Source organism: Timonella sp. A28 (assembly GCF_051200815.1).
Classification (GTDB): domain Bacteria; phylum Actinomycetota; class Actinomycetes; order Actinomycetales; family Cellulomonadaceae; genus Timonella.
This window is the reverse complement of the sequence record NZ_CP195159.1, coordinates 805,331-827,809: the sequence shown is the minus strand read 5'-3', so window position 1 is coordinate 827,809 and position 22,479 is coordinate 805,331. Positions and strand designations below refer to the sequence as shown.

Below are 22,479 nucleotides of genomic sequence, written 5' to 3'. Positions count from 1 at the left end.
CATATCTGATTTAAAAAGCATGTGGAACCTTTCGAAATCAGTAATGGGTATGCCGTGCAGCAGTTAAAGTTGAACGCTAGCGCGGTTATGGATTTAAAGACTTCTCGTCCATATGAGTGGATCGCTGTGCGTATTGGTGAGCCTTGAAATAGTAGGTCGTGAGGAGACGCTAGCCGAGGAGTTTGTCGTCGCAGTATCGAGAAAGATTTACTGCGCAGTCGTCTGCTGCTCTAAGTCTTGAGCGGTTGCAGCGTTGCCCAGAAATGTTGCTAACTCGCGTCCTGCTTTGTCCCCGTCAATGCCAGCCATGTAATAGCAGTCGATTGCAATGTCATAGCCATCGTAGATATCTGGGGCTTCTTCGGCATCGATGATGAAGAAATAATGACGAGGTTCGTTCCATGCTCGTGCACGGGATTCTGCTTCTTCAGCGGAGATGCCCGCGGTGTACACGGAAGAAACATTACTCATTGGGCTTACCTTACCTTAGTGCAGTGCAGTGCAGTGCAGTGCAGTGGTTGAGGAGTGGCCTGTACGTAGCAGGTAAAGGGTGGGGCGTGCGACTAATCTCCAAAATAACATTCACCGGCGTGCCGCATTCAAGCATCCTTTATTTATGTGAGAGTTAGAAAAAGGCGGGCTGCCACCTATTCCTTTGAAACGAGTGTGATGATGAAAAAATCTTTGGCGCTAGGAAGCCTTGTTGCGTTGCTTATGACGGGGTGTTCTGCTGAAAGCACTCCGGCGCCGACTGTGACCGTCACAGAAACGGTCACAGCTGAACCTTCGATAGAAGCGAGTTCAACTCCCGCGCCAAGCGAATCAACTGGAAAGGCAAGCGAACGATATGCCTCTCATGGCATAAGCCCTCGGGGGAATCTTCTTAAGGAAGTCGGGGACTGGGCTGGAGTTTCTTCAAGTACTGATGAAAATGTTATGGCTGTAGATTTTCGTATCACAAAAATTGATACGCAGGTGAAGTGCACAGGAGCATTCCCAGAAAAGCCTAAGAATGATCGTTACGTCAGGGTTTATTTTGAGGTTGAGTCATATCCGGAACTTAAAGAGAATGAGGACTTTTCTATATCAGAGCACGATTTTGTTGCTTTTGATAAAGAGGGCGTGCGCATAAATAACCCACAAGGTAATGGGTATACCTGTCTTTCGGAATCTGACATGCTTCCGATCTCAATTGGTCCGGCAGAGAAGGTTATAGGGAGTATTGTCCTAGACTTGCCCAAAGGTGCTGCTGTTATTGTCCTTACGAACTTGTTGACGTCTAACGGCTGGGAATGGTCGCTCACTAGCAGCGATGAGGTTTAGTTTCATCGTGTGGTGTGTGAGTAGTAAAGGAGAGAATCGTGGCTGAAGCATCTGTGTCGACGGTGCGAAAGTACGGGATTGACCCAGAAATCAACATGCCTACCTTTTTTGAAGGTGATTTGCCTGAGGGTATGCAGATCCAAATGTTTAAGGTTCTTCGTCCACATAACGTGATCGAGTTGTTTTTCGAACCGTACGACCCTGATATTGCGGTGAATGGATCGCGGTGGGGGTATGACGTGAATGGTGGTGTGTTGAGTGTGCATCTCACGACGAACGGGCGCGTAACAGTGTTTAAATCGTATGCGTCACATGCTTGGGACACGGTTCAGGCTTTCACCAATTATCGACCAGCGTGACGTGTGGAGCTTCCGTAAAGTGACGCTTGCTGAGAAGAGCAAATAGGTAAAACAATACACGATTTATCTTGACGTCAAGATAAATCGTGTATGATTGTTGTGAACGAGAACGACACGAGGTATCACACGACGCCCAACCGCTTTTTTCATAGCGGCTGTGGTCAAAAGTTGTCCTGATAATCGTGAAAACCCGTACGGGTATGCCCCCCTTTGGCAGTCCAGCACGCATCAGCGCAGGGGCTGTCAGGAACTCGCCAATCATGAAGGAGTGTCCGTGAGTAACGTCGACACGTTTGGTTCGAAGGGATCGCTTGAGGTCAACGGCACCTCATACGAAATCTTCCGCCTTTCGGCCGTGCCAGGTTTGGAAAAGCTTCCATACAGCCTCAAGGTTCTTGCAGAGAACCTACTGCGCACCGAAGATGGTGCAAACATCACCGCAGAGCACATCCAAGCTCTAGCGAACTGGGACCCATCATCCCAGCCAAACACCGAAATCCAGTTCACCCCTGCCCGCGTTATCATGCAGGACTTCACTGGTGTTCCATGCGTCGTTGACCTCGCAACCATGCGTGAAGCAGTCGCAGAACTCGGCGGAGACCCATCACGGATCAACCCACTCGCACCAGCCGAACTCGTTATCGACCACTCCGTCCAAATTGACGTAGCAGGCCGGGCAGACGCATTCCAACGCAACGTTGAACTCGAATACGAACGTAACCGCGAGCGCTACCAGTTCCTTCGCTGGGGCCAAACAGCTTTCGACGACTTCAAAGTAGTCCCACCGGGCACGGGTATCGTCCACCAAGTCAACATTGAGTTCTTGGCGCGTACCATCATGACCCGTGAAGTTGGCGGCGTTGTCCGGGCCTACCCTGACACCTGTGTTGGAACAGACTCGCACACCACCATGGTGAACGGGCTCGGCGTACTCGGTTGGGGCGTCGGTGGTATTGAAGCAGAAGCGGCGATGCTTGGGCAGCCAGTTTCCATGCTGATCCCACGTGTTGTTGGTTTCAAACTAACCGGTCAGATCCCATCTGGAGTTACTGCAACTGACGTGGTGCTCACTATCACCCAAATGCTCCGCCAGCACGGGGTAGTTGGAAAGTTCGTTGAATTCTATGGTGAGGGTGTGGCTTCGGTGCCACTGGCTAACCGTGCAACGATCGGTAACATGAGCCCAGAGTTCGGTTCGACCGCGGCGATCTTCCCAATTGACGGTGTCACCGTTGACTACCTGCGTCTCACTGGCCGTTCCGAGGACTCTCTCGCACTTGTTGAAGCTTACGCGAAAGAACAAGGGTTGTGGTTAGATCCAACAGCAGACACTTACATTGAGCCGCAGTTCTCCGAATATCTTGAACTTGATCTCGCAACTGTAGTCCCATCGATTGCTGGACCAAAGCGACCACAAGACCGCATCCAGTTGGACCACGCTAAGGAACAGTTCCTGCGCGATCTGCCAAACTATGCGCCAGAAGTTGCAGCTCTCGAAGACGAAACCGTCGAAGAGTCCTTCCCCGCCTCGGACGCTCCAGCAGAAGCAGTAAATACACGCAAGGTCGTAGACGTTACTGACTCAAACGGAAAATCCTTCGGGTTGTTCCATGGTGCAGTTGCTATCGCCTCGATCACCTCGTGCACAAACACTTCGAACCCTTCGGTTATGCTCGCTGCTGCGCTCGTAGCAAAGAAAGCCGTAGAAAAAGGCCTCGAAGCGAAACCATGGGTTAAGACCTCTATGGCACCAGGTTCACAAGTAGTCACCAACTACTACAACAAGGCTGGCATGTGGCCATACCTTGAAAAGCTTGGCTTCCACCTTGTCGGATACGGGTGCACAACCTGTATCGGTAACTCTGGTCCGCTCGACGAAAAAGTGTCCGAAGCCGTCAACGAACACGACCTATCCGTCGTTTCAGTACTTTCAGGTAACCGAAACTTCGAAGGCCGTATCAACCCAGACGTCAAAATGAACTACTTGGCTTCCCCTCCACTTGTGATCGCGTATGCGCTCGCTGGAACCATGGAGTTCGACTTTGATCACGAGCCACTTGGTTTCGATCAGGCTGGTGCGCCAGTGTTCCTGAAGGACATTTGGCCAACACCTGAAGAAGTTCAGGCAACAATTGACGCGTCGATCGACCGCGAAATGTTTGAAAGCGACTATGCCGACGTTTTCGCAGGCGACGAGCACTGGCGTGCGCTTCCAACCCCAGTGGGAAACACGTTCGAGTGGGACAACGAATCCACTTACGTACGTAAACCTCCTTACTTTGAGGGCATGGGCAAAACTCCAGCTCCAGTAACGGACATCACGGGTGCGCGCGTTCTCGCTAAACTTGGCGACTCTGTGACAACCGACCACATCAGCCCAGCTGGTGCGATCAAACCTGGCACGCCAGCCGCCGAATACTTGACGAGCAATGGTGTCGCTCGTCGTGACTTCAACTCGTACGGTTCTCGTCGTGGAAACCACGAAGTCATGATCCGCGGTACTTTCGCAAACATTCGTTTGCGTAACCAGCTGTTGAATGATGTTGAAGGTGGTTACACGTTCAACTTCCTCACCGGTGAACAGTCATTCATTTATGACGCATCACAGGACTACCAGCGTGCAGGCATTCCATTGGTTGTGCTGGGTGGCAAGGAGTACGGTTCAGGGTCGTCACGTGACTGGGCTGCTAAGGGAACTGCTCTTCTTGGTGTGAAGGCTGTTATCACTGAGTCGTTTGAGCGTATCCACCGTTCTAACCTCATCGGTATGGGTGTGCTTCCGCTGCAATTCCCTGCAGGAGAATCAGCTGATTCGCTTGGTTTAGATGGAACGGAAGCGTTCGACATCGCTGGAGTGACAGAACTCAACAACGGTGTTACACCTGCGACCGTGCAGGTTACTGCAACAAAGCCAGACGGAACTTCGGTTGTGTTTGACGCTGTTGTCCGTATCGACACACCAGGTGAAGCTGACTACTACCGTAACGGCGGTATCTTGCAATACGTACTGCGGTCACTTGTTGACTAAACCGTGTAGCTTGAAAGCTTCATGACGCGTGGCCTCCTCAATTTTGGGGGAGGCCACACGCGTTATAAATCGCAGGTGGGCTTTGAATAGTTTTCCTTTACTTAAGGTAGAGCGGTATTTAGGGTTACGTCATGAAGGAAAAGCATTAGGTAAGAGTCGTATCTTATTGGTTGTGTGTGCCTGCGTTTTTCTTATTATTGCGGCAGTGTGGTTTGGAAGAAGTCTTGTTCCTGTTTCGATGACGCTCCATGACGTGATGGATCACGAAGTAAAAAGCGTCGAATTGTTTGAGTACACGTATGCACAGAATCCTGATGAAGCAACCCATACGGTGATCACTTCAGCTGAAATAATTCCTGACCTGACACGTGCTTTTGAAAAGATGCCAGCGAAACCGTTCCGCGGCGAACAGCAAGAACTGTATGGTAATCCAGCAACAGGGTATCGCTTCAATATGGTTGATGGGCGAGCAATTGAAGTGACACAAGTGTTCCTTGGCGAACAGAACGTTGTTGTTTTTTGGCCTGATGGAAAAGCCTATACGTCGTCGTGGGGTAGACCATTTGATGGGTTTTATAGTGATCTTGGAGTAACAAATATCGTTCTAAACGAACAGATACCCGTGCCAAATATTTCAGTGGACTAGCACATCTGGGAGCGCGTTACACCGGTTGTTTAATAAGGTGTTCGCAGATAGGCCCAGGGAACAATAGTTTTTGCGTCGTGGATAAGTGTTTTTCGCAGGAACTGAGTACATGTATGCTTTAGCGTGAGGTATGAGCGAAAACAAAACGCGGCCTACTCGGCAATCTTCGCATGAGTTTATAGCCGCCATTGATCACCCGACGCGGCACAATGATGCGTTGACGTTGCTCCGCATGCATCAAGACATTACCGGGTATGAGCCAGTTATGTGGGGGCCAAGCATTATTGGTTTTGACTCTTACCACTATGTGTATGCATCTGGTCGTGAGGGTGATATGTGTGCGGCGGGGTTTTCTCCACGGCGTAGTTCTCTTGTACTTTATGTTTCTTTCGAGTTTGCAGGATGCGCGGAACTACTTGCGCAGTTAGGGAAACATAAGGCCTCAAAATCTTGCTTGTACATTAATACGTTGGCGGACGTGCACGACGAAGTGTTACGAGAAATAATTCAACGCTCATACGAGTACGTGAAGAGTCACTACCACCACACGGTGTGAACCTGTGCGGTGGCTGTGATTTATTGTTCGTGTAGGAGTTGGTTAAGTGTCCACTGCGCCATGTCAACAAAATCTGGTGTCGATAGTGGTGATGTTAAAACTCCGCTAACCATCGAAAGTGCGGCCCAGCCTCGTGCCCGGTCAATAATCCCTGAGTCTTCTCGGATGCGTTTATCACACGCTGCAAAATATGAATCAAAAAATTGTGAGCGTCCTGTTTCGGTGAAAGAAGTCCACGCGGTCATGAGGTCAAGAGCAGGATCTCCCGCACACAGGTCACCAAAGTCAATAATTCCAGCCAGTTTGTGGTCCTCGTGTAGAACATAGTTGCCTGGGTGGAGATCTCCGTGGCACCACCAACCGTCATGCTTCCATTCGGGTGCAGAGAGAGCGGCCTCCCACACTGTGTTGAGTGCGTTAAGCTCCGGCAGCGATCGTGTACGTTCACGCATGACAGTGTTTCGTTCAGTTAGTGGACCACCACGGTAAGGGTTGCGTGGTGCGTTTTGTGGTGCGGGACGATGCAGCGCCGCTAACTGTTGGCCTAGCTCGCGAACTATCACATCTCGCGATTGTGGAGACTGCGCTAAGCCTCGTGAGCCGTCAATCCAGGTCACGACTGTCCACGGGTGTGGAAACAGTGAACTTGGTGCCACAACATGCGAGATGGTTGGTACAGAAACTGTTAGGGGAGCAGCAGCTGTTGCAAGCCACTTGATTTCGTTGTGTAACAGCGGCAGGGCTTCCATGCGTTGCGGAAAACGCGCCGCATGATGAGCCCCAACACGAAACATGATGTTGTCCCACCCTTGGGCGGCTAAAGAAACAGGAAATCCGGCGAAAGCTGGAAGATGCTCCCGCACAAGTTGGTGCACAAGGTTTGCGCTAGTTTCAGAAACAGAAAAAGAATCAGGTGAAGACACCTCACCATGGTTGCATGTGTTTTCCGAGTCGGTGGAAAGTGTGCCCTTTTCACACAGATTACGGGGATGAACCTGTGACATACAGTTCTCAGTTAGTGTCCTAGCCCGTTCAGTTACTACAGTGGAGTGTTAAGAGTTTTTCCGTGAGCTTCGCGATGACGTATTTGCGCGACATCATGCGGTGAGCGGCGCACAAAGAGAGGGGAAAACGTTGGGCTTCCTAGAGAAGGTGAACTCCCCAGCAGACGTGAAAGCGCTGAACCTTGAGCAAGCAGAGACGCTTGCCCAAGAAATCCGCGACTATCTTGTCCAATCAGTATCAAAAACGGGCGGACACCTTGGGCCAAACTTAGGTGTTGTCGAAATGACAATCGCCATGCACAGGATTTTTGATTCTCCTAAAGACACGTTTGTGTTTGATACCGGACACCAGTCGTACGTGCACAAACTCTTAACGGGGCGACGTGACTTCACTGACCTGCGTAAGCAAGGCGGGCTTTCCGGGTACCCGTGCCGCGCCGAGTCAGAACATGATGTTGTAGAAAACTCTCACGCATCAACCGCTGTTTCGTGGGCTGACGGCATAGCAAAAGCCAACCTTGTGAAGGGCGTACATGACAGGCATGTCGTAGCAGTCATTGGTGATGGCGCACTTACCGGCGGTATGGCATGGGAATCATTGAATAACATTGCCGAAAGTGACGACCGCAAGGTCGTTGTTATCGTCAATGACAACGGCCGCTCATATTCACCAACCATTGGTGGGCTTGCGAAACACCTCGACGGGTTGCGCACCACACGCCAATACGAAGGCATGCTCACGTGGGGTAAAAAGAACCTGCCGCGCTTTGGTGTGCCTGGGCAGATGATGTACGACGCGCTACACGGACTCAAAAAGGGCGTCAAAAACGTTATTCGACCACAAGGCTGGTTTGAAGACCTCGGCATCAAATATGTGGGTCCAGTTAACGGCCACGACCTCGCTGAACTTCACTTTGCGTTACAACGCGCCAAGCAATTCGACGCCCCAGTGCTCGTACACGTCATCACTGAAAAAGGCCGCGGATACAAGCCAGCAGAAGAAGACATTGCGGATCGTTTCCACGCCGTTGGTCAAATACACCCAGAAACGGGTTTACCAATCGCGCCTTCACGGTTCGGATGGACATCAGTGTTCGCCGACGAAATCGTCAAGATCGGGCGAGAACGAGAAGACATCGTCACGATCACTGCGGCAATGCTGGAACCCGTCGGTTTGGCACCATTCCAAAAAGAATTCCCCAAACGCACGTTTGATGTTGGTATTGCAGAACAACACGCAGCAACCTCAGCGGCAGGCATGGCTTACGCTGGCCTGCACCCAGTCGTAGCGTTGTATGCAACCTTTTTGAACCGCGCATTCGACCAAGTGCTCATGGACGTTGCATTGCACAAAGCGGGAGTGACCTTCACCCTTGACCGTGCAGGCATCACTGGAGACGACGGCGCAAGCCACAACGGCATGTGGGACATGGCGCTCATGCGAATAGTGCCAGGCCTACACTTAGCAGCTCCACGCGACGAAGAAACATTGCGTGCTGCACTGAACGAGGCCGTAAACATATCTGACGCACCCAGCGTTGTCCGATACCCGAAAGGCGCGATGGGGGAGCCGATCCCCGCACTTGAACAGCGCGCCGGCTACGACATCATTGGGCATTACGGCGAACACAACGAGCACGCCAAAAAAATCTTGCTCGTCGGCATCGGCTCCATGGCAGTTACCTCGCTCGCAGCGGGGGAGAAGATCGCCAGCCAAGGCTATGCCGTCACAGTTGTTTCGCCTTTGTGGGTTATCCCAACACCACAAGCACTTATCGACGAGGCACGCAACTATGATCTTGTCGTCACTGTCGAAGATGGTTTAGCAAAAGGTGGCGTTGGTGCGCTGCTCGCCGAAAATGTTGCGGACACAGGATCACTTGTTCCAGTGCGTACTATTGGGCTCCCTGTTGTCTTCCTTGATCATGCTTCTCGGGCACAAGTTGTCGAGCAGTTTGGGCTGAGTGCTGAGCAAGTAGCAGAAACTGTGACTGGTTTCGTTTCACATCTTTAAGTCGTTGCTCCGCAGGCGGTAGGTACAGTTCTTTGCTGTCTGCGGAGCGTATGTTCTGACCTGCACGATCACCGGTGAGTATAGTGTGATGGAAGAGACAGGCAAAAGCGCCTCTGTGGGGCCCTTGGTCCCAACTCATCCCATCAATTTTTTATAGGCTGGAATCAAGATCGAACCGGATCAGAAAATGAGGAAACGGCGATGACAACCACAGAGCACGACGCCACCACAACTCAGTCCAGTGCATGGCGCGGTTTCGCAGAGGGGCCTTGGACAAGCCTCATTGACGTGCGTGACTTTATCCAGCGCAACTACACCCCATACGAAGGCGACGCCAGCTTCCTCGCCGGCCCAACCGAGAAGACACTTCGTGTATGGGAAACACTGGAACAGAAGTACCTCTCTGTTGAACGTAAACAGCGCGTCTACGACGTAGATGTCCACACACCAGCAGACATTGATGCTTTCCCCGCAGGCTACATCAGCGAAGACGACGACGTATGTGTAGGTCTTCAAACTGACGTTCCACTCAAGCGCGCAATGATGCCAAACGGTGGATGGCGCATGGTAGAAACCGCAATCAAAGAAGCGGGCAAAGAACCAGACGCTGACGTGAAGAAAATCTTCACCCAATACCGTAAAACACACAACGATGCCGTGTTCGACATCTACACACCACGCATCCGTGCTGCTCGATCAAGCCACATCATCACTGGTCTTCCAGACGCTTACGGACGTGGCCGCATCATCGGTGACTACCGTCGCGTTGCACTCTACGGTCTAGACTTCCTGATCGCAGAAAAACTCAAAGACAAAGACTCAGTGACCGACCAACCATTCACTGAACACTGGGCACGTTTCCGCGAAGAGCACTCAGAGCAAATCAAATCGCTCAAGAAGCTCAAGCGCCTCGGCGAATTCTACGGATTCGACCTGTCACGTCCAGCAGCAAACTTCAAAGAAGCCGTGCAGTGGACATACTTTGGTTACTTAGCTTCAGTTAAGTCGCAAGACGGTGCAGCAATGTCCATCGGACGTCTGTCATCCTTCTTCGACATCTACTCAGAGCGTGACTTCCAAGAAGGCACCCTCACCGAAACCGAAGCACAAGAAATCATTGACGCTCTCGTCATTAAGCTTCGTATCGTCCGCTTCCTGCGCACCATCGACTACGACCAGATCTTCTCAGGCGACCCATACTGGGCAACCTGGTCAGACGCTGGAATCGGTGAAGACGGCCGTACCCTTGTCACCAAGACCTCGCACCGTCTCCTACAGACACTGCGTAACCTCGGTCCAGCTCCAGAACCAAACATCACCATCTTCTGGGACGAAAACCTCCCACAAGGCTACAAAGACTTGTGTGCTGCAGTTTCAATTGAGACCTCATCTATCCAATACGAATCTGACGAACAAATTCGTGACCACTGGGGCGACGACGCTGCAATCGCATGCTGCGTTTCTCCAATGCGTGTTGGAAAGCAAATGCAGTTCTTCGGTGCTCGCGTTAACTCAGCTAAGGCTCTGTTGTACGCACTTAACGGTGGCCGCGACGAAATGTCAGGCAAGCAAATTGTTTCTGGTCACGAACCAGTTCAAGGCGATGGCCCACTCGACTTTGATGACGTATGGAACAAGTATGAAGAGATGCTTGACTGGGTTGTTGGAACCTACGTTGAAGCTCTCAACATCATTCACTACGCTCACGACAAGTACGCATACGAGTCCGTCGAGATGGCGTTGCACGATGCAGAAATCGTACGCACCATGGGTTGCGGTATCGCAGGTTTGTCGATTGTTGCAGACTCGCTGTCAGCAATTAAATACGCGAAGGTCACTCCAATCCGTGATGAGACCGGTTTGATCGTTGACTACAAGACGGAAGGCGACTTCCCACTGTACGGAAACGACGACGACCGTGCCGACGAGATTGCTGCAACCGTTGTGCATACGGTGATGGAAAAGATTAAGGCCATCCCTATGTACCGCGACGCTGTACCAACTCAGTCCGTACTGACAATCACATCGAACGTGGTTTACGGTAAAGCAACAGGTTCCTTCCCATGTGGACACGAAGCTGGAACTCCTTTTGCTCCTGGTGCAAACCCAGAGAACGGCCGTGACACACACGGAATGGTCGCTTCGATGCTTTCGGTAGCGAAACTTCCATACGACTCCGCGTTGGATGGTATTTCGTTGACGAACACAATCACCCCATCTGGTATGGGACGTACGAAGGACGAACAGGTCGCTAACCTCGTTGGCGTTCTGGACTCCGGTTTCGGCTTCCGCGGCTGATCCTCGGCACACGTTTCAACTAGCTTGTACACACTCAAGAATCGAAGGAATGACAATGAGCGCAAAAACCTTTGAAGAACGCCGTGAGGCAATGTTGGCTTCTAAGGAAGCACAGGGTGGAGAGAAGGGCCTCTTCCACGCAAACGTCAACGTTTTGAACAAGGACACTCTTGTTGACGCGATGGAAAACCCAGACAACTACCCAAACCTGACAGTTCGTGTTTCTGGATACGCAGTGAACTTCGTTCGCCTCACACGTGAGCAGCAAATGGACGTTCTTTCGCGTACATTCCACGAATCAGCGTGATTCGGTTGTAGGTCTCGGGGCCGGATGCCATCCGGCATCCGGCCCCGAGCCTTTACGCACTGCCAGCGTTATGGCAGCACATGCGGTGTAGTGAACACCAAGAGGGGAAAAACGATGACGGAGACAATCTCGCTGGGGATGCCCACAGTCGTCGACAATTGCGCGTCGAATGGCGTAGTTGGTGACACAGGTTTTGAGGCTCCAGAGAACCGCACTAAAGGTGCAGGACTTTCTGGTGTTACAGAGGCTGAAGTAACGCGTGCTGAACGTATTGAACAAATGCGCACTGGCGAACTTGGTTCCGTGCACTCGTGGGAACTTGTTACGTCTGTTGACGGTCCTGGAACACGCATGACGGTGTTCATGGCGGGTTGTCCTCTTCGGTGTCTGTACTGCCACAACCCGGACACCATGAAGATGAAGGACGGCGAGCCGGTTACTGCAGACGAACTGTTAAAAAAGATTAAACGGTATCGTTCTGTTTTTAAATCTACGCATGGCGGCATCACATTGTCCGGTGGTGAAGTGCTTATGCAGCCGAAATTTGCGGCACGATTGTTGCGCGGCGCAAAAGCGATGGACATTCACACCTGTATTGATACGTCAGGTTTCTTGGGTGCTTCGTGCACGGACGAAATGCTTGAAAATATTGACCTTGTACTTTTGGACGTAAAGTCTGGGGACGAGGAAACATATAAGAAAGTCACTGGACGTTCGCTGCAACCTACACTCGAATTTGGTAAGCGTTTAGCTGATGCGGGCAAAGAAATTTGGATCCGGTTTGTTGTGGTTCCAGGTTTGACGGATTCTGTTGAAAATGTTGAAAACATTGTGAATTATGTTTCGCAGTGGCCAACCGTTTCTCGTGTTGAGGTGTTGCCTTTTCACCAGATGGGTCGCGATAAGTGGGCGAACCTTGGCATGAAATACGAATTGGATGACGTTGAACCGCCTTCGAAGGAAGTTGTGGAACGTGTTCGTGACCAGTTCCGCGCTAAAGGTTTAGACGTGTACTAAGCCGCACATGTTTATGCATAAAGAACTCGCTTGTACATAGGTTGCTTAACTGTGTACAAGCGAGTTCTTGCGTATTCAGGATTTATTGAGTTGTGGAAGCAACGGGAACGGAAGCGACACCAGCTGGGTGGAATCTTTTCCCTAATATGCGTTCGCTATATCCGGTTCGGTCAAGGTATGGGGTGATACCTCCTGCCGCAAATGACCATCCTGCCCCAAGGATCATACTGACATCGATGTCCGTGGGGTCTGCGACTGCTCCTTCGTCGAGCATGAGCCCAATCTCGGTTGTTAGGGCGCTCAAAACATGATCGAGTACCTCTGCTGCTGAGCGTTCTTTTCGCTGATCTGGGGGAGTGTCTGTACCAAAATACTGTGCAATGCTCGGGTCCACTACTGCCGGTAGATGGGTGCCATGAGGCTTGTGCGATACGGCTTTTTGGTCGGCAACTATGCGTTCTAGGCCTGGTGAATGTGGGAAACGAGTTCCTAGCTCGTCTCGCAGTGTTGTTAATACGTGTAGTCCTACGGCAGGCCCCACGAGATCGAATAATGCGAATGGCCCCATAGGTAATCCCAGCGGACGTAAAGCTTGATCTGCAACAGTTACCGATGTGCCTTGTTCAATTGTTTCGACGACTTTGCCCATCAGCAGGATCAGAAGTCTGTTGACAATAAATCCTGGCCTGTCAGCCGCTATGACAGCGGTTTTTTTGAGGGTTTGAGTGAGCGCGAATGCGGTAGCGAGTGTTTCTTCACTGGTGTGTGATGTGCGTATGACTTCGACGAGTGGCATTCGTGCTACTGGGTTAAAGAAGTGGATTCCTACAACACGTTCGGGGTGTTTGAGGTCAGCCGACATGGCCGTAATGGAAAGCGCTGATGTGTTTGTGGCGAGGATAGTTTCAGCGGATACGATTCCTTCCAGTTCCGCAAAAACAGCCTTTTTTAGGGGAAGGTTCTCCGTGACGGCTTCGATAATAAAGTCGCATTGCGAAAAGTCTTCAATGTGAGTGGTGCCATGTATTCCAGCGCGAATCTTTGCGGCTTCCGGCTCGGTTAGGCGACCTTCTTGAGTGAGTTTTTCAAGTGTGGAGGCAACATGTGCGAGGCCTTTATCAACACGATGCTGATCTATGTCCCGCATGATGACGGGGATATCAAGACGTTGGGAGAACAGCAACGCTAATTGTGCTGCCATAAGTCCAGCCCCGACGATACCTACGCGTTGTATTGTGCGCTGTACATGTGAACTGGGCACATTTTTGGGGTGTTTAGCTGCGTTGATTGCGTTAAAAGCGTAGATGGAGGCACGGAACTCGTCGGACATGATGAGGTGTTCGAGTGCGTCGTCTTCTGCTGCAAATCCTTCATCACGTGTTGCATGTGGTCCGAGTGCTAGAAGGTTCAGAAGTGTGTGTGGGGCAGGCAGCGTGTCATGTGTGGTCATGGAGAGCTGCTGGCGTGCTGCCGACAGCACGGCATCCCAGCGTTCAGGTGCTGTAGGGGACGGACGAGAGACAACTACCTCTCCAGAAATGACGTGAGCGGCCCATTGGATTGATTCCTTTAAGAAGTCAGCTGAGTCAAAAAGAACGTCTGCAAGACCAATAGCGACTGCTTCAGGGGCTTTATAGGGTTTATTGCGCGCAGGGCGAGTCAGCATGACATCGAGGGCTGTTTCAAGGCCAACAAGTCGAGGTAATAAGTAAGTTCCACCCCAGCCTGGGACAAGACCTAAAGACGTTTCCGGCAACGCTAAAAGCTTGAACATCAGAACTGACTGTTCTGTATGTACAGTTCAACGCGATTTCTAATCCTCCGCCCAAGGCCACACCGTTGATGAAGCAGAACGTGGGGATTGGTAGTTCTCCGAGTATCCGAAAAGTATCGTGGCCAATTTTTCCAAGATCGTGTGCGTCTTGCCGCGTAGCAATTGTGGTTGCTGCTTTGAGGTCTGCTCCGGCTGCGAGGACATGCGCTTTTCCAGTTATCCCTATGGCTGCGATTTCTCCGGCGAAAGCGCGTTTTCGGAGGTTGTGTAAAGCGTGCTGAATGTTATGCAGGGATTGAGGACCAAGTGTCGTCGGCTTTTTGTGGTCATCGCCGTTATCTAGTGTGATGAGAGCGAGGACACCTAAGTCGTGTGGTAGTTCAATGTCGCGGGTATAAGTGTGGGTGACTGTTTCGGTGAAGATGCGTTCCATAGTGAAAGCTCCTGACATGAGGACGTCGTTGTCCAATGTTGGCTGCGGGTGACCAACGTCATACAAACTATACGATACTCTCAGTATCAGTAAACAGCATGAGCGTAAGAACGAACTATGAAAGCTGTGATTCTGCGACGAATAGAACGCTTACTACGACGATTCGTTGAAAATGCGGGCAAGCTGAGTGGCCGCCAATTCAACTTGCCATGGACGAGCGCCTAACGACACAAGATGATCGCCAATGTGTGAGGCTGTGACGATGCGAGGAGGCTGCCAGCACACTTTCCGCAGGGTGTCAGGAGTGAGTAAGTTTTCAATAGGAATAGATAACTCACTACTTAACTGTTCGTAATAGAGTTTTGCTTTTTCTAAGCGTCGTGCCGCTTGAGGGTCACGTTCAGCCCATACTTTGGGAGCAGGCGGAGCATCTTTTTTCGGCAAACGCAGTTCAGGTAATTCATCTGCGGGTAACGAAAGCGCATTATCAATAGCTTTTTGCCATTGCGCTGCACGACGGCGATTACTTGGCCCCCCAAAAGCGTGTAAATGGGAAAGCTCTCCGATTGTTTTCGGTTTAGCTTTTGCCGCGGCAATGATTGCCCGGTCGGGCAGTACCCTACTAGGAGACACATCACGATGCCTAGCTAATCGGTCTCGTGCCACCCATAATTCACGTGCGATCGCTAACTCACGCTTGTTCTTGAGCATATGCAAGCCAGAAACTCGACGCCACGGATCTTTATATTTTGGCGAGAAATCTTTAGTGCGGACGGCTTCAAACTCTTGTAAAGCCCACTGAAGCTTTCCAGCGTCCTCAAGTTTCTCTGCCAAAGTGTGACGTAACGGAATTAATAGTTCAACATCGAGAGCCGCATATTTGAGCCACTCTGTAGGCAGCGGACGAGTGGACCAGTCCTGCGCGGAATGTTCTTTTGCGAGACGATACCCGAGCAGTTCAGCAACCACGAATCCTAACCCGACGCGTTCTAAACCTAGGATCCGAGACCCTAACTCTGTGTCGAAGATACGGCTCGGAAAAATGTTTTGCTCATGCAAACTCGGTAAATCTTGAACGGCTGCATGAAAAACCCATTCGTCATGCTCTCCAAGAGCAGAGATCTCGCTCAAATCAGGTAAAGCGACAGGGTCGATCAAAAAAGTGCCAGCACCTTCGCGACGCACTTGAACAAGATAATTGCGTTGCCCGTAGCGGAAACCTGAAGCACGTTCAGCATCTATCGCAAGAGGTCCTGAACCAGCCTGTAACAAACGCACAGTATGAGTTAGTTCGGCATGCGTGGTAAAGACTTTCGGGGTGCCCTCAGCCGGCTCATCAAGCGGAATTAAATGATCTTCAGGTGTAGAAGTGGGAGCAGCAGCGGAATCAGAAGTCATATTAGTGAGATGTAGTGCCTTGTACTATGCGTCGAGGGCCACGCTCACCTTGTAACGTTGGGAATCCTTGTGCAACCACAGGTAACCCGATAGAAGCACACAACAGATTTGACCACGTTGACAGATGCGGACCGAGGTCTAAGTCTATACCCTCAGCAGTTTTGCTAAATGTAGGGGACCACGATGCACGAATTTCCAGCTGCGCTCGATGCTGAGCAGGAGAGATATCACCAAGAGTCTCAGAAACAGTTCTTGTCACTGTGCCCGCTAAATTATGGTATTCGGCACCACAGTATTGAAATGCTTCATTCAGCCACGACCACGCCACTTGGGTGAGTAATGGGTCGGAACCAATTTCTTGATCGATCTGTGCCCGCACCAAAACCACCACACGAAAATCGCTTTGCCACGATGCGGGGCGGTGAGGATCATGCAAAACAATGAACTTCCCCGTTACAGGTAACTCATCACTTTCAGAAAAATCTTCATCGGGCGCAACATTACTTGCCACAGAAAGTAGAGAAAGATCACTAAGCTCGCCTTCAAGGGCAACACTGAACGGCGCGATTCCACGCGGTGCGGGTATTTCCTCTACCGAAATTTCAGGACGCACCACGGAACCACGCAGCGACATAAGTGCTGCCATAAACTCCGCCGGAGCGGAAACCGAGTGCGGATCCATGAAACCAGATTAAGTCCGTCTATCACACGAATCGTGTTTGGCGCGCTGGGGAGATCAAATCAATATCGACAGACCCTGAAAGAAGCACGAAGCGATACCATGTGAACGCTTATATTTTTTGAGAGTTTGCGGAGTTACAGACCTTGCCAGGACCACAAAACGTGTCATTGCCTGCCATCCGTCCAGTCATCCTCGGTGCCGACATCGGGATTTACGCATTGGCGCGGGCCTTCCACGAAGAATACTCAGTCACCTCAACAGTTGTTGCGTCAGCTGCTCTCGGGCCAATCGCGCACTCAGCAATCTGTGACGTGCACCTAGTAGCGCACAATTACAACCCAGACGTTATCGTTGCAGAACTCATCAAAATAGGGCAACGCAAAAAACCAAACGAAGTACTTATCCTGCTTGCCAACTCAGACTGGTTCGTTCGAGTCATCGTACAAAACAGGGCAGCACTGGAGCCTTACTACGTTGTGCCTTTCCTCGGCGAACAAATCCTTGATGACATCAGCGACAAAGCAACGTTCGCCTTGATCTGCAACGAACTTGGAATCTCAGTACCCACAACGTACGTCCAAGACTTCTCGAACGCACACACCAACCAATGGCAGCCTGTGCAAGTAGACCTCGAGTATCCAGTCATCGCTAAAGCAGCGAGCAGCGCCGACTATCAAGACATTGAATTCGAAGGCAAAATGAAAGTCTTCGAAATCGCGACACCACAAGAACTCGACAACCTGTGGGCTTCTCTGCGCAACGCCGGATTTACTGGACGATTTGTCGTCCAAGAACTCATCCCTGGCGACGACACACAAATGCGATCCATCACTGCTTACGTGGACCGTAGCGGAGCAATCACACTGCTAGGTGGCGCGCACGTTCTCCTCGAAGAACACACACCAAACGGGTTAGGTAACCCAGCCGCAATGATCACCATGCGTGACGACGACATGTTTGCTCAAGCTGCAGCCTTCTTGCAACACACCGGCTATCACGGCTTCGCGAACTTCGACGTCAAAATAGATCCACGCGACGGACACTTCAAATTCTTCGAAGTAAACCCGCGTATCGGACGCAACAACTACTACATGACCGCAGCAGGTGGAAACCCAGCACGTGCCCTCGTCGAAGATTACGTATACGGGCGTTCAACTGGTCAGCGCCTCGTCGACCAAACAATCTTGTACTCAGTCGTACCCGTAAGCATGCTTGACCACTATGTGCGCGAACCAAACCTCAACGCACAACTATCACACCTGATCCAAGCACAACGGTATGTAAACCCACTCGATAACCCCATCGAGACATCACTGAAACGACGCATGTACGTCAAACTTGCTTTGGTCAATCAGCGTCGCAAATTTAAAGAACACTACCCGCACCCAACCGGAACAGGTTTCTAAGGCGCTAAAACCCAGCGGGCAAGCAATGTGTCATCACCAAACAAAAGATGCGCTAAGCGAGCCCGCTGGGGCACACCACCTGACATGTGTGCGCTTGACGACATACGTCCCGCAGGACCAGGAAAAACCGCGCCAGCAGTCGTCACACATACCTCATCAACGACACCAGCATCAAGCAAAGAAGCCAACAGTTGAGGGCCTCCCTCGCACAAAATCCTGCGAAAATTTAAACCCTCAACAGCGCCCATAACGTCTGTAGCCGATAAAGCCCCATCATGGTCCGGCACAACAATAACGCGATCCGTATCCACGGTTGCTGCCGCCGCCCCGCGCGCAGAAGTAATCAAAAAAGGCGCAGGAACACCCTCACGCGGTGCAATAACCTCATCAAGTCCTGTGCCAGAACCGCTCACAACAACCAACGTAGGATGTTCGGTGAGCCCAAGCGAAGCCCGCAAACCGTGAAGCCGTGAAGGTGCACGAAGAGCCCTATACCCCTCCGCACGAGCAGTGCCCCCAGCAACAACCACCACATCGCATAACGCACGAAGAACCTCAAAAACGCGAAAATCAGCAGGCCCATTAATAGAACCAGACTTGCCATCATCGCCAGCCACAGCACCATCAATAGTCGAAATCATGTTCGCACGAACCCACCGGCCTGCACCTGGATAGGCATACAAACCTGCAAGAACAGATTCATTCTCAGACTGCCCAATCACCTCACCACCAACAGGAAACAACCGCACAAAACTAGGCTGAGCATTCATGCCCGACTCCCAACAAAACCAAAAACCACTGTGTGATACCTCATAACGCTACCAACTGTCAGCAACGTAATATGTAGGTTTGTGAGTCTAAAGTCCCAAACGGCAACCACCACAGTCGCATCATCACAGCAGCTGAGCGCAATCACCCCACACGTTTCCTCAGACCGCCTGCTCAACGACTTCATCCCACCGCGCCACTTCGACGACGCTCGATTCTCGACCTACCGCGCAAACCCCACCTACCCAAGCCAACAAACAACACTGGACAGGCTCACCGCAGTCGCAAAAACCCTCAACACCTCCAACACCGGGTGGAAAACCCGATTCCGGATGACCACCAAAAAAGCCCCAGCCATCTACATGGACGGCGGATTCGGCGTAGGAAAAACCCACCTACTCGCATCACTCGCTCACGAAGTAGGCCTCGAACGAACCGCATACGGAACCTTCGTCGAATACACAAACCTCGTCGGAGCATTAGGATTTGCCACAACAGTCGACGCACTCTCACAAAAAACACTCGTCTGCATAGACGAATTTGAACTCGATGACCCCGGCGATACCGTCCTCATGTCACGACTCCTACGAGAACTCGCAGACCGTGGAATAGCGCTCGCAGCAACCTCTAATACGTTGCCCGACTCCCTTGGCGAAGGACGATTCGCCGCCGAAGATTTCTTGCGAGAAATCCAGGCAATGGCACAACGCTTTGAAGTATTGCGCGTAGACGGCGAAGATTACCGCCGCCGCTCCGTCCCCAAAACAATGCCTGGCCTAGACGACGAAACACTCGCAGAGAAAACCCGCAACCTCGATATCTCAGGTACGCGCACACTCGATACTTTTGACGAAGTGCTGGAACACTTAAAGCACGTGCACCCAAGCCGTTACGGAGCGATGCTGGACGGGATCGGTTTGGTTGCGTTTACGCACGTGCACCCACTAAACGATCAATCCACGGGATTGCGTTTCGTTGTACTAGTCGACAGGCTGTACGACCGAGACGTGCCCGTACTCCTTGGCGGAAGCGGCCTAGACGGATTGTTCTCTGACGACATGCTTAAGGGCGGATACCGTAAAAAGTATTATCGTGCTCTATCTCGTCTTGGTTCACTGGCGCAAACAGGAAGAACACTTGTAAACGAGCCTGTGCAGTAAACCAAGACGTGCAGTAGAGAGAACTTACGAGTTTGCTAGTCGTGCACGCTCTAAATTGATGTCGAAGGTAGCTTCAGGCCACTGCAAATTAAACGAAACAAGAGCGTTAAGCAAAAGCTCTGAAACAGCTAGGCGCGCATACCTTTTGCTGTTGGCTGGAACAATGTGCCAAGGCGCAGCCTCCGTGTGGGTGCGGTCAAGCATGACTTGGAAAAGCTTCCTCATAGGCGGGCCATTTAAGTCGTTCGTCGACATCACTGGGATGATATTTCCAGTATTTGTCAGGACGATTTAACCGATCTTCAAGACGCGCGCGCTGTTCGTCACGGGAAATGTGCAGCAGGACTTTGATAACTGTGACACCTGACGTGGTCAGTTCATGTTCAAAGTTGTTGATCGCATTGTATCTGCGTTCGATTTCTGCATCTGGTGCTAAATCGTTGACGCGGGCGACAAGTACATCTTCGTAATGCGACCGGTCGAAAACTCCAATGAAGCCAGGGTGAGGGAGCGCTTTAGTTATTCGCCACAAGAAGTCATGCTGTAATTCTTCGGGCGTGGGCTTACCGAAAGACTGGTGTGCCACACCTTGCGGATCCACGGCTCCGATGACATGCCGTACGATCCCGCCTTTCCCAGAAGAGTCCATTCCCTGCAATATAAGAAGAATTGATCGTGGGTCGCCGTGCCTTCCACGCGCAAACAGGCGTTCTTGCAGGTTGGACAGTTCTTTCCCAATGGCTGAGAGTTCTTTATCGGCTTTCTTTCGGGTACCACTCCACCCAGGGGTGAGGCTGGGGTCAATATCTTTTAACGTAGTCGAAGGGGCATAGAGCGTATGATGCGCAATAGATCGGGCAATTTCGTGCGACAAAGGTGGACTCCCTCAGGACAGATGTACATATGCAGAACACCATAAATGACATGAACTGGTTCGACTGCCCATAAGCGAGTCTGTGGCGCGTCTAAAAATATTCTGCTCTTATGGGAGAGTGTAGTGCGCGATACCTCGTCATAATGGCGAGCGTCTGCGCCCACACGAGTTCGTGCGCACAGTCGAGTGCGCGATCGACAGTGAATGCCGAACACAGAAGGTGGCTGTTTTTTAGCAGCCACCTTCCGGTATGTTTCGTGAAGTCTTAACCTTTGACACACAAAATTGTTTGCAATCGCACAACAACCTCAATGAGATCTGTTTGCGCGGCAATGACGTCGTCTAGGTTTTTGTATGCGCTTGGAATCTCGTCTAGAACGCCTTCATCTTTCCTGCACTCAACCCCAGAGGTTTGCGCAGCTAAATCCTCTAACGTGAAGGTTTTCTTTGCCTTGGTTCGAGACATCCGACGCCCAGCTCCGTGTGAAGCAGAAAAATATGATGCAGGGTTTCCCAAGCCTTTGACAATGTATGACCCCGTTCCCATTGACCCTGGTATGAGACCGTATTCACCTTGCGTAGCACGTATCGCTCCCTTACGAGTAACGATCAGATCCTCGCCATCAATGTGCTCGCGCTGAACGTAGTTGTGGTGAACATTAGCAACTTGTTCAAAGGTCACGTCTTTGTTTGGGAAATGATGCGTTATGACCCGTTGCAGGATCTGCATCATTTGCGCTCGAGACTCTGAAGCGTACTGCTGCGCCCACGACAAGTCATGAATGTAGTTATCCATCATGGTCGTCCCAGACAAGAACACAGCGAGATCGCGATCTGGTAAACCTAAATTGTGTTCGAGGTCTTTTGCCTTGGAAAAGTGCCATTCGGCGATCATTTTGCCAACAGCACGAGAGCCAGAGTGCAATTGCAGCCAGACGGTGTCTTTGTCGTCAAGGCATATCTCAATGAAGTGGTTTCCTCCACCGAGTGACCCTAATTGTCGTTTGATCCGCGTCTCTGTGCTGTGCACGTGAGCATGTAAAGAATTGAAGGTTCTCCACAGCGCATCTCCTGCGGGGAGGGCTTCTTTGTGCCCGTGCCACCCTACAGGGATGCTGCGTTCAATATCGTGCCGAAGCGCGCTGAGATCATCTGGCAAGTCTGATGCGGTCAAAGAAGTTCGTACGCCGATCATGCCACAGCCAATGTCTACGCCAACAGCATTGGGGGAGACCGCGTCTTTCATCGCAATGACAGACCCGACAGTTGCACCTTTTCCTAGGTGAATGTCAGGCATTACTCGAACACCGTGTACCCATGGCAGCGCAGAAATATTTTTTAGCTGTGTCAGTGCCTCAGGCTCAATGTCGCTCTCTTGAGCCCACATAAGAGTGCTGGTGCCCGAGAGAGTAACTGGAAAACTCATGTTCCT

Annotated in this window: 20 protein-coding genes and 1 pseudogene; 12 read left to right on the top strand and 9 right to left on the bottom strand. The window is 51.3% G+C overall.

Annotated elements, in window-relative coordinates:
* Positions 1 to 21: 21 nt before the first annotated feature.
* Positions 22 to 147, top strand: coding sequence for a hypothetical protein (locus ACR9EC_RS03970; protein WP_435300212.1), 126 nt, complete (start codon positions 22 to 24; stop codon positions 145 to 147).
* A gap of 60 nt (positions 148 to 207) precedes the next feature.
* On the opposite strand, the gene ACR9EC_RS03965 is transcribed toward ACR9EC_RS03970, so the two are convergent.
* A complete protein-coding gene (locus ACR9EC_RS03965; protein ID WP_435300211.1) occupies positions 208 to 471 on the bottom strand; it encodes a hypothetical protein in 264 nt (87 codons plus the stop codon).
* A gap of 465 nt (positions 472 to 936) precedes the next feature.
* Here ACR9EC_RS03965 and ACR9EC_RS03960 point away from each other — a divergent pair, with 465 nt between their 5' ends.
* The 5 genes from ACR9EC_RS03960 (at position 937) to ACR9EC_RS03940 (ending at position 5,912) form a co-directional block, all read left to right on the top strand.
* The gene (locus ACR9EC_RS03960; RefSeq protein ID WP_435300210.1) at positions 937 to 1,323 is read left to right on the top strand and encodes a hypothetical protein; all 387 of its coding nucleotides are present in this window, start codon (positions 937 to 939) and stop codon (positions 1,321 to 1,323) included.
* Positions 1,324 to 1,361: 38 nt separating this feature from the next.
* Entirely contained in the window at positions 1,362 to 1,682 is a 321-nt protein-coding gene (locus tag ACR9EC_RS03955; protein WP_435300209.1) for a hypothetical protein, read from the top strand.
* 274 nt (positions 1,683 to 1,956) lie between these two features.
* A complete protein-coding gene (acnA, locus tag ACR9EC_RS03950) occupies positions 1,957 to 4,710 on the top strand; it encodes an aconitate hydratase AcnA (RefSeq protein ID WP_435300208.1) in 2,754 nt (917 codons plus the stop codon).
* 82 nt (positions 4,711 to 4,792) lie between these two features.
* A complete protein-coding gene (locus ACR9EC_RS03945; RefSeq protein ID WP_435300207.1) occupies positions 4,793 to 5,356 on the top strand; it encodes a hypothetical protein in 564 nt (187 codons plus the stop codon).
* A gap of 130 nt (positions 5,357 to 5,486) precedes the next feature.
* Positions 5,487 to 5,912: a DUF1801 domain-containing protein gene (locus tag ACR9EC_RS03940; RefSeq protein WP_435300206.1), complete on the top strand. Its 426-nt coding sequence runs from the start codon at positions 5,487 to 5,489 to the stop codon at positions 5,910 to 5,912.
* Positions 5,913 to 5,932: 20 nt separating this feature from the next.
* On the opposite strand, the gene ACR9EC_RS03935 is transcribed toward ACR9EC_RS03940, so the two are convergent.
* The gene (locus ACR9EC_RS03935) at positions 5,933 to 6,835 is read right to left on the bottom strand and encodes an aminoglycoside phosphotransferase family protein (RefSeq protein WP_435300205.1); all 903 of its coding nucleotides are present in this window, start codon (positions 6,833 to 6,835) and stop codon (positions 5,933 to 5,935) included.
* Between the two features lie 211 nt (positions 6,836 to 7,046).
* Here ACR9EC_RS03935 and dxs point away from each other — a divergent pair, with 211 nt between their 5' ends.
* The 4 genes from dxs to pflA all read left to right on the top strand — a co-directional run bounded on the left by dxs (position 7,047) and on the right by pflA (position 12,552).
* A complete protein-coding gene (gene dxs, locus ACR9EC_RS03930; RefSeq protein ID WP_435300603.1) occupies positions 7,047 to 8,930 on the top strand; it encodes a 1-deoxy-D-xylulose-5-phosphate synthase in 1,884 nt (627 codons plus the stop codon).
* Between the two features lie 201 nt (positions 8,931 to 9,131).
* Positions 9,132 to 11,228 (top strand): pyruvate formate lyase family protein, encoded by a 2,097-nt coding sequence (locus ACR9EC_RS03925; protein ID WP_435300204.1) that lies wholly within the window; start codon positions 9,132 to 9,134, stop codon positions 11,226 to 11,228.
* A gap of 55 nt (positions 11,229 to 11,283) precedes the next feature.
* Positions 11,284 to 11,535 (top strand): autonomous glycyl radical cofactor GrcA2, encoded by a 252-nt coding sequence (grcA2, locus tag ACR9EC_RS03920; RefSeq protein ID WP_435300203.1) that lies wholly within the window; start codon positions 11,284 to 11,286, stop codon positions 11,533 to 11,535.
* A 114-nt stretch (positions 11,536 to 11,649) separates the two neighbouring features.
* The gene (gene pflA, locus ACR9EC_RS03915; protein ID WP_435300202.1) at positions 11,650 to 12,552 is read left to right on the top strand and encodes a pyruvate formate-lyase-activating protein; all 903 of its coding nucleotides are present in this window, start codon (positions 11,650 to 11,652) and stop codon (positions 12,550 to 12,552) included.
* A gap of 82 nt (positions 12,553 to 12,634) precedes the next feature.
* Here pflA and ACR9EC_RS03910 read toward each other — a convergent pair whose 3' ends face one another.
* The 4 genes from ACR9EC_RS03910 to ACR9EC_RS03895 form a co-directional block, all read right to left on the bottom strand.
* On the bottom strand, positions 12,635 to 14,326 hold the full coding sequence (locus ACR9EC_RS03910; protein WP_435300201.1) for a 3-hydroxyacyl-CoA dehydrogenase NAD-binding domain-containing protein: 1,692 nt from the start codon (positions 14,324 to 14,326) through the stop codon (positions 12,635 to 12,637).
* A complete protein-coding gene (locus ACR9EC_RS03905; RefSeq protein WP_435300200.1) occupies positions 14,235 to 14,759 on the bottom strand; it encodes an enoyl-CoA hydratase/isomerase family protein in 525 nt (174 codons plus the stop codon). The genes ACR9EC_RS03910 and ACR9EC_RS03905 overlap by 92 nt, the downstream gene beginning before the upstream one ends.
* A 153-nt stretch (positions 14,760 to 14,912) precedes the next feature.
* Positions 14,913 to 16,157 carry an HRDC domain-containing protein gene (locus ACR9EC_RS03900; RefSeq protein ID WP_435300199.1) on the bottom strand — a complete coding sequence of 415 codons (1,245 nt, stop codon included), beginning with the start codon at positions 16,155 to 16,157 and terminating at the stop codon, positions 14,913 to 14,915.
* 1 nt (position 16,158) lies between these two features.
* Positions 16,159 to 16,839: a DUF3000 domain-containing protein gene (locus ACR9EC_RS03895; RefSeq protein ID WP_435300198.1), complete on the bottom strand. Its 681-nt coding sequence runs from the start codon at positions 16,837 to 16,839 to the stop codon at positions 16,159 to 16,161.
* A gap of 161 nt (positions 16,840 to 17,000) precedes the next feature.
* Between ACR9EC_RS03895 and ACR9EC_RS03890 the strand changes: the two genes are divergently transcribed.
* Positions 17,001 to 18,245, top strand: coding sequence for a hypothetical protein (locus tag ACR9EC_RS03890; RefSeq protein ID WP_435300197.1), 1,245 nt, complete (start codon positions 17,001 to 17,003; stop codon positions 18,243 to 18,245).
* Here ACR9EC_RS03890 and ACR9EC_RS03885 read toward each other — a convergent pair.
* Entirely contained in the window at positions 18,242 to 19,015 is a 774-nt protein-coding gene (locus tag ACR9EC_RS03885; RefSeq protein ID WP_435300196.1) for a dihydrofolate reductase family protein, read from the bottom strand. The genes ACR9EC_RS03890 and ACR9EC_RS03885 overlap by 4 nt on opposite strands.
* Before the next feature lie 81 nt (positions 19,016 to 19,096).
* On the opposite strand from ACR9EC_RS03885, the gene zapE reads away from it, so the two are divergent.
* A complete protein-coding gene (zapE, locus tag ACR9EC_RS03880) occupies positions 19,097 to 20,173 on the top strand; it encodes a cell division protein ZapE (RefSeq protein WP_435300195.1) in 1,077 nt (358 codons plus the stop codon).
* 24 nt (positions 20,174 to 20,197) lie between these two features.
* On the opposite strand, the pseudogene ACR9EC_RS03875 reads toward zapE, so the two are convergent.
* Together ACR9EC_RS03875 and ACR9EC_RS03870 are read right to left on the bottom strand one after the other, a co-directional pair.
* Positions 20,198 to 21,035, bottom strand: a pseudogene (locus tag ACR9EC_RS03875) (PPK2 family polyphosphate kinase).
* Positions 21,036 to 21,312: 277 nt separating this feature from the next.
* Positions 21,313 to 22,473: an RtcB family protein gene (locus ACR9EC_RS03870; RefSeq protein WP_435300194.1), complete on the bottom strand. Its 1,161-nt coding sequence runs from the start codon at positions 22,471 to 22,473 to the stop codon at positions 21,313 to 21,315.
* Positions 22,474 to 22,479 lie beyond the last annotated feature (6 nt).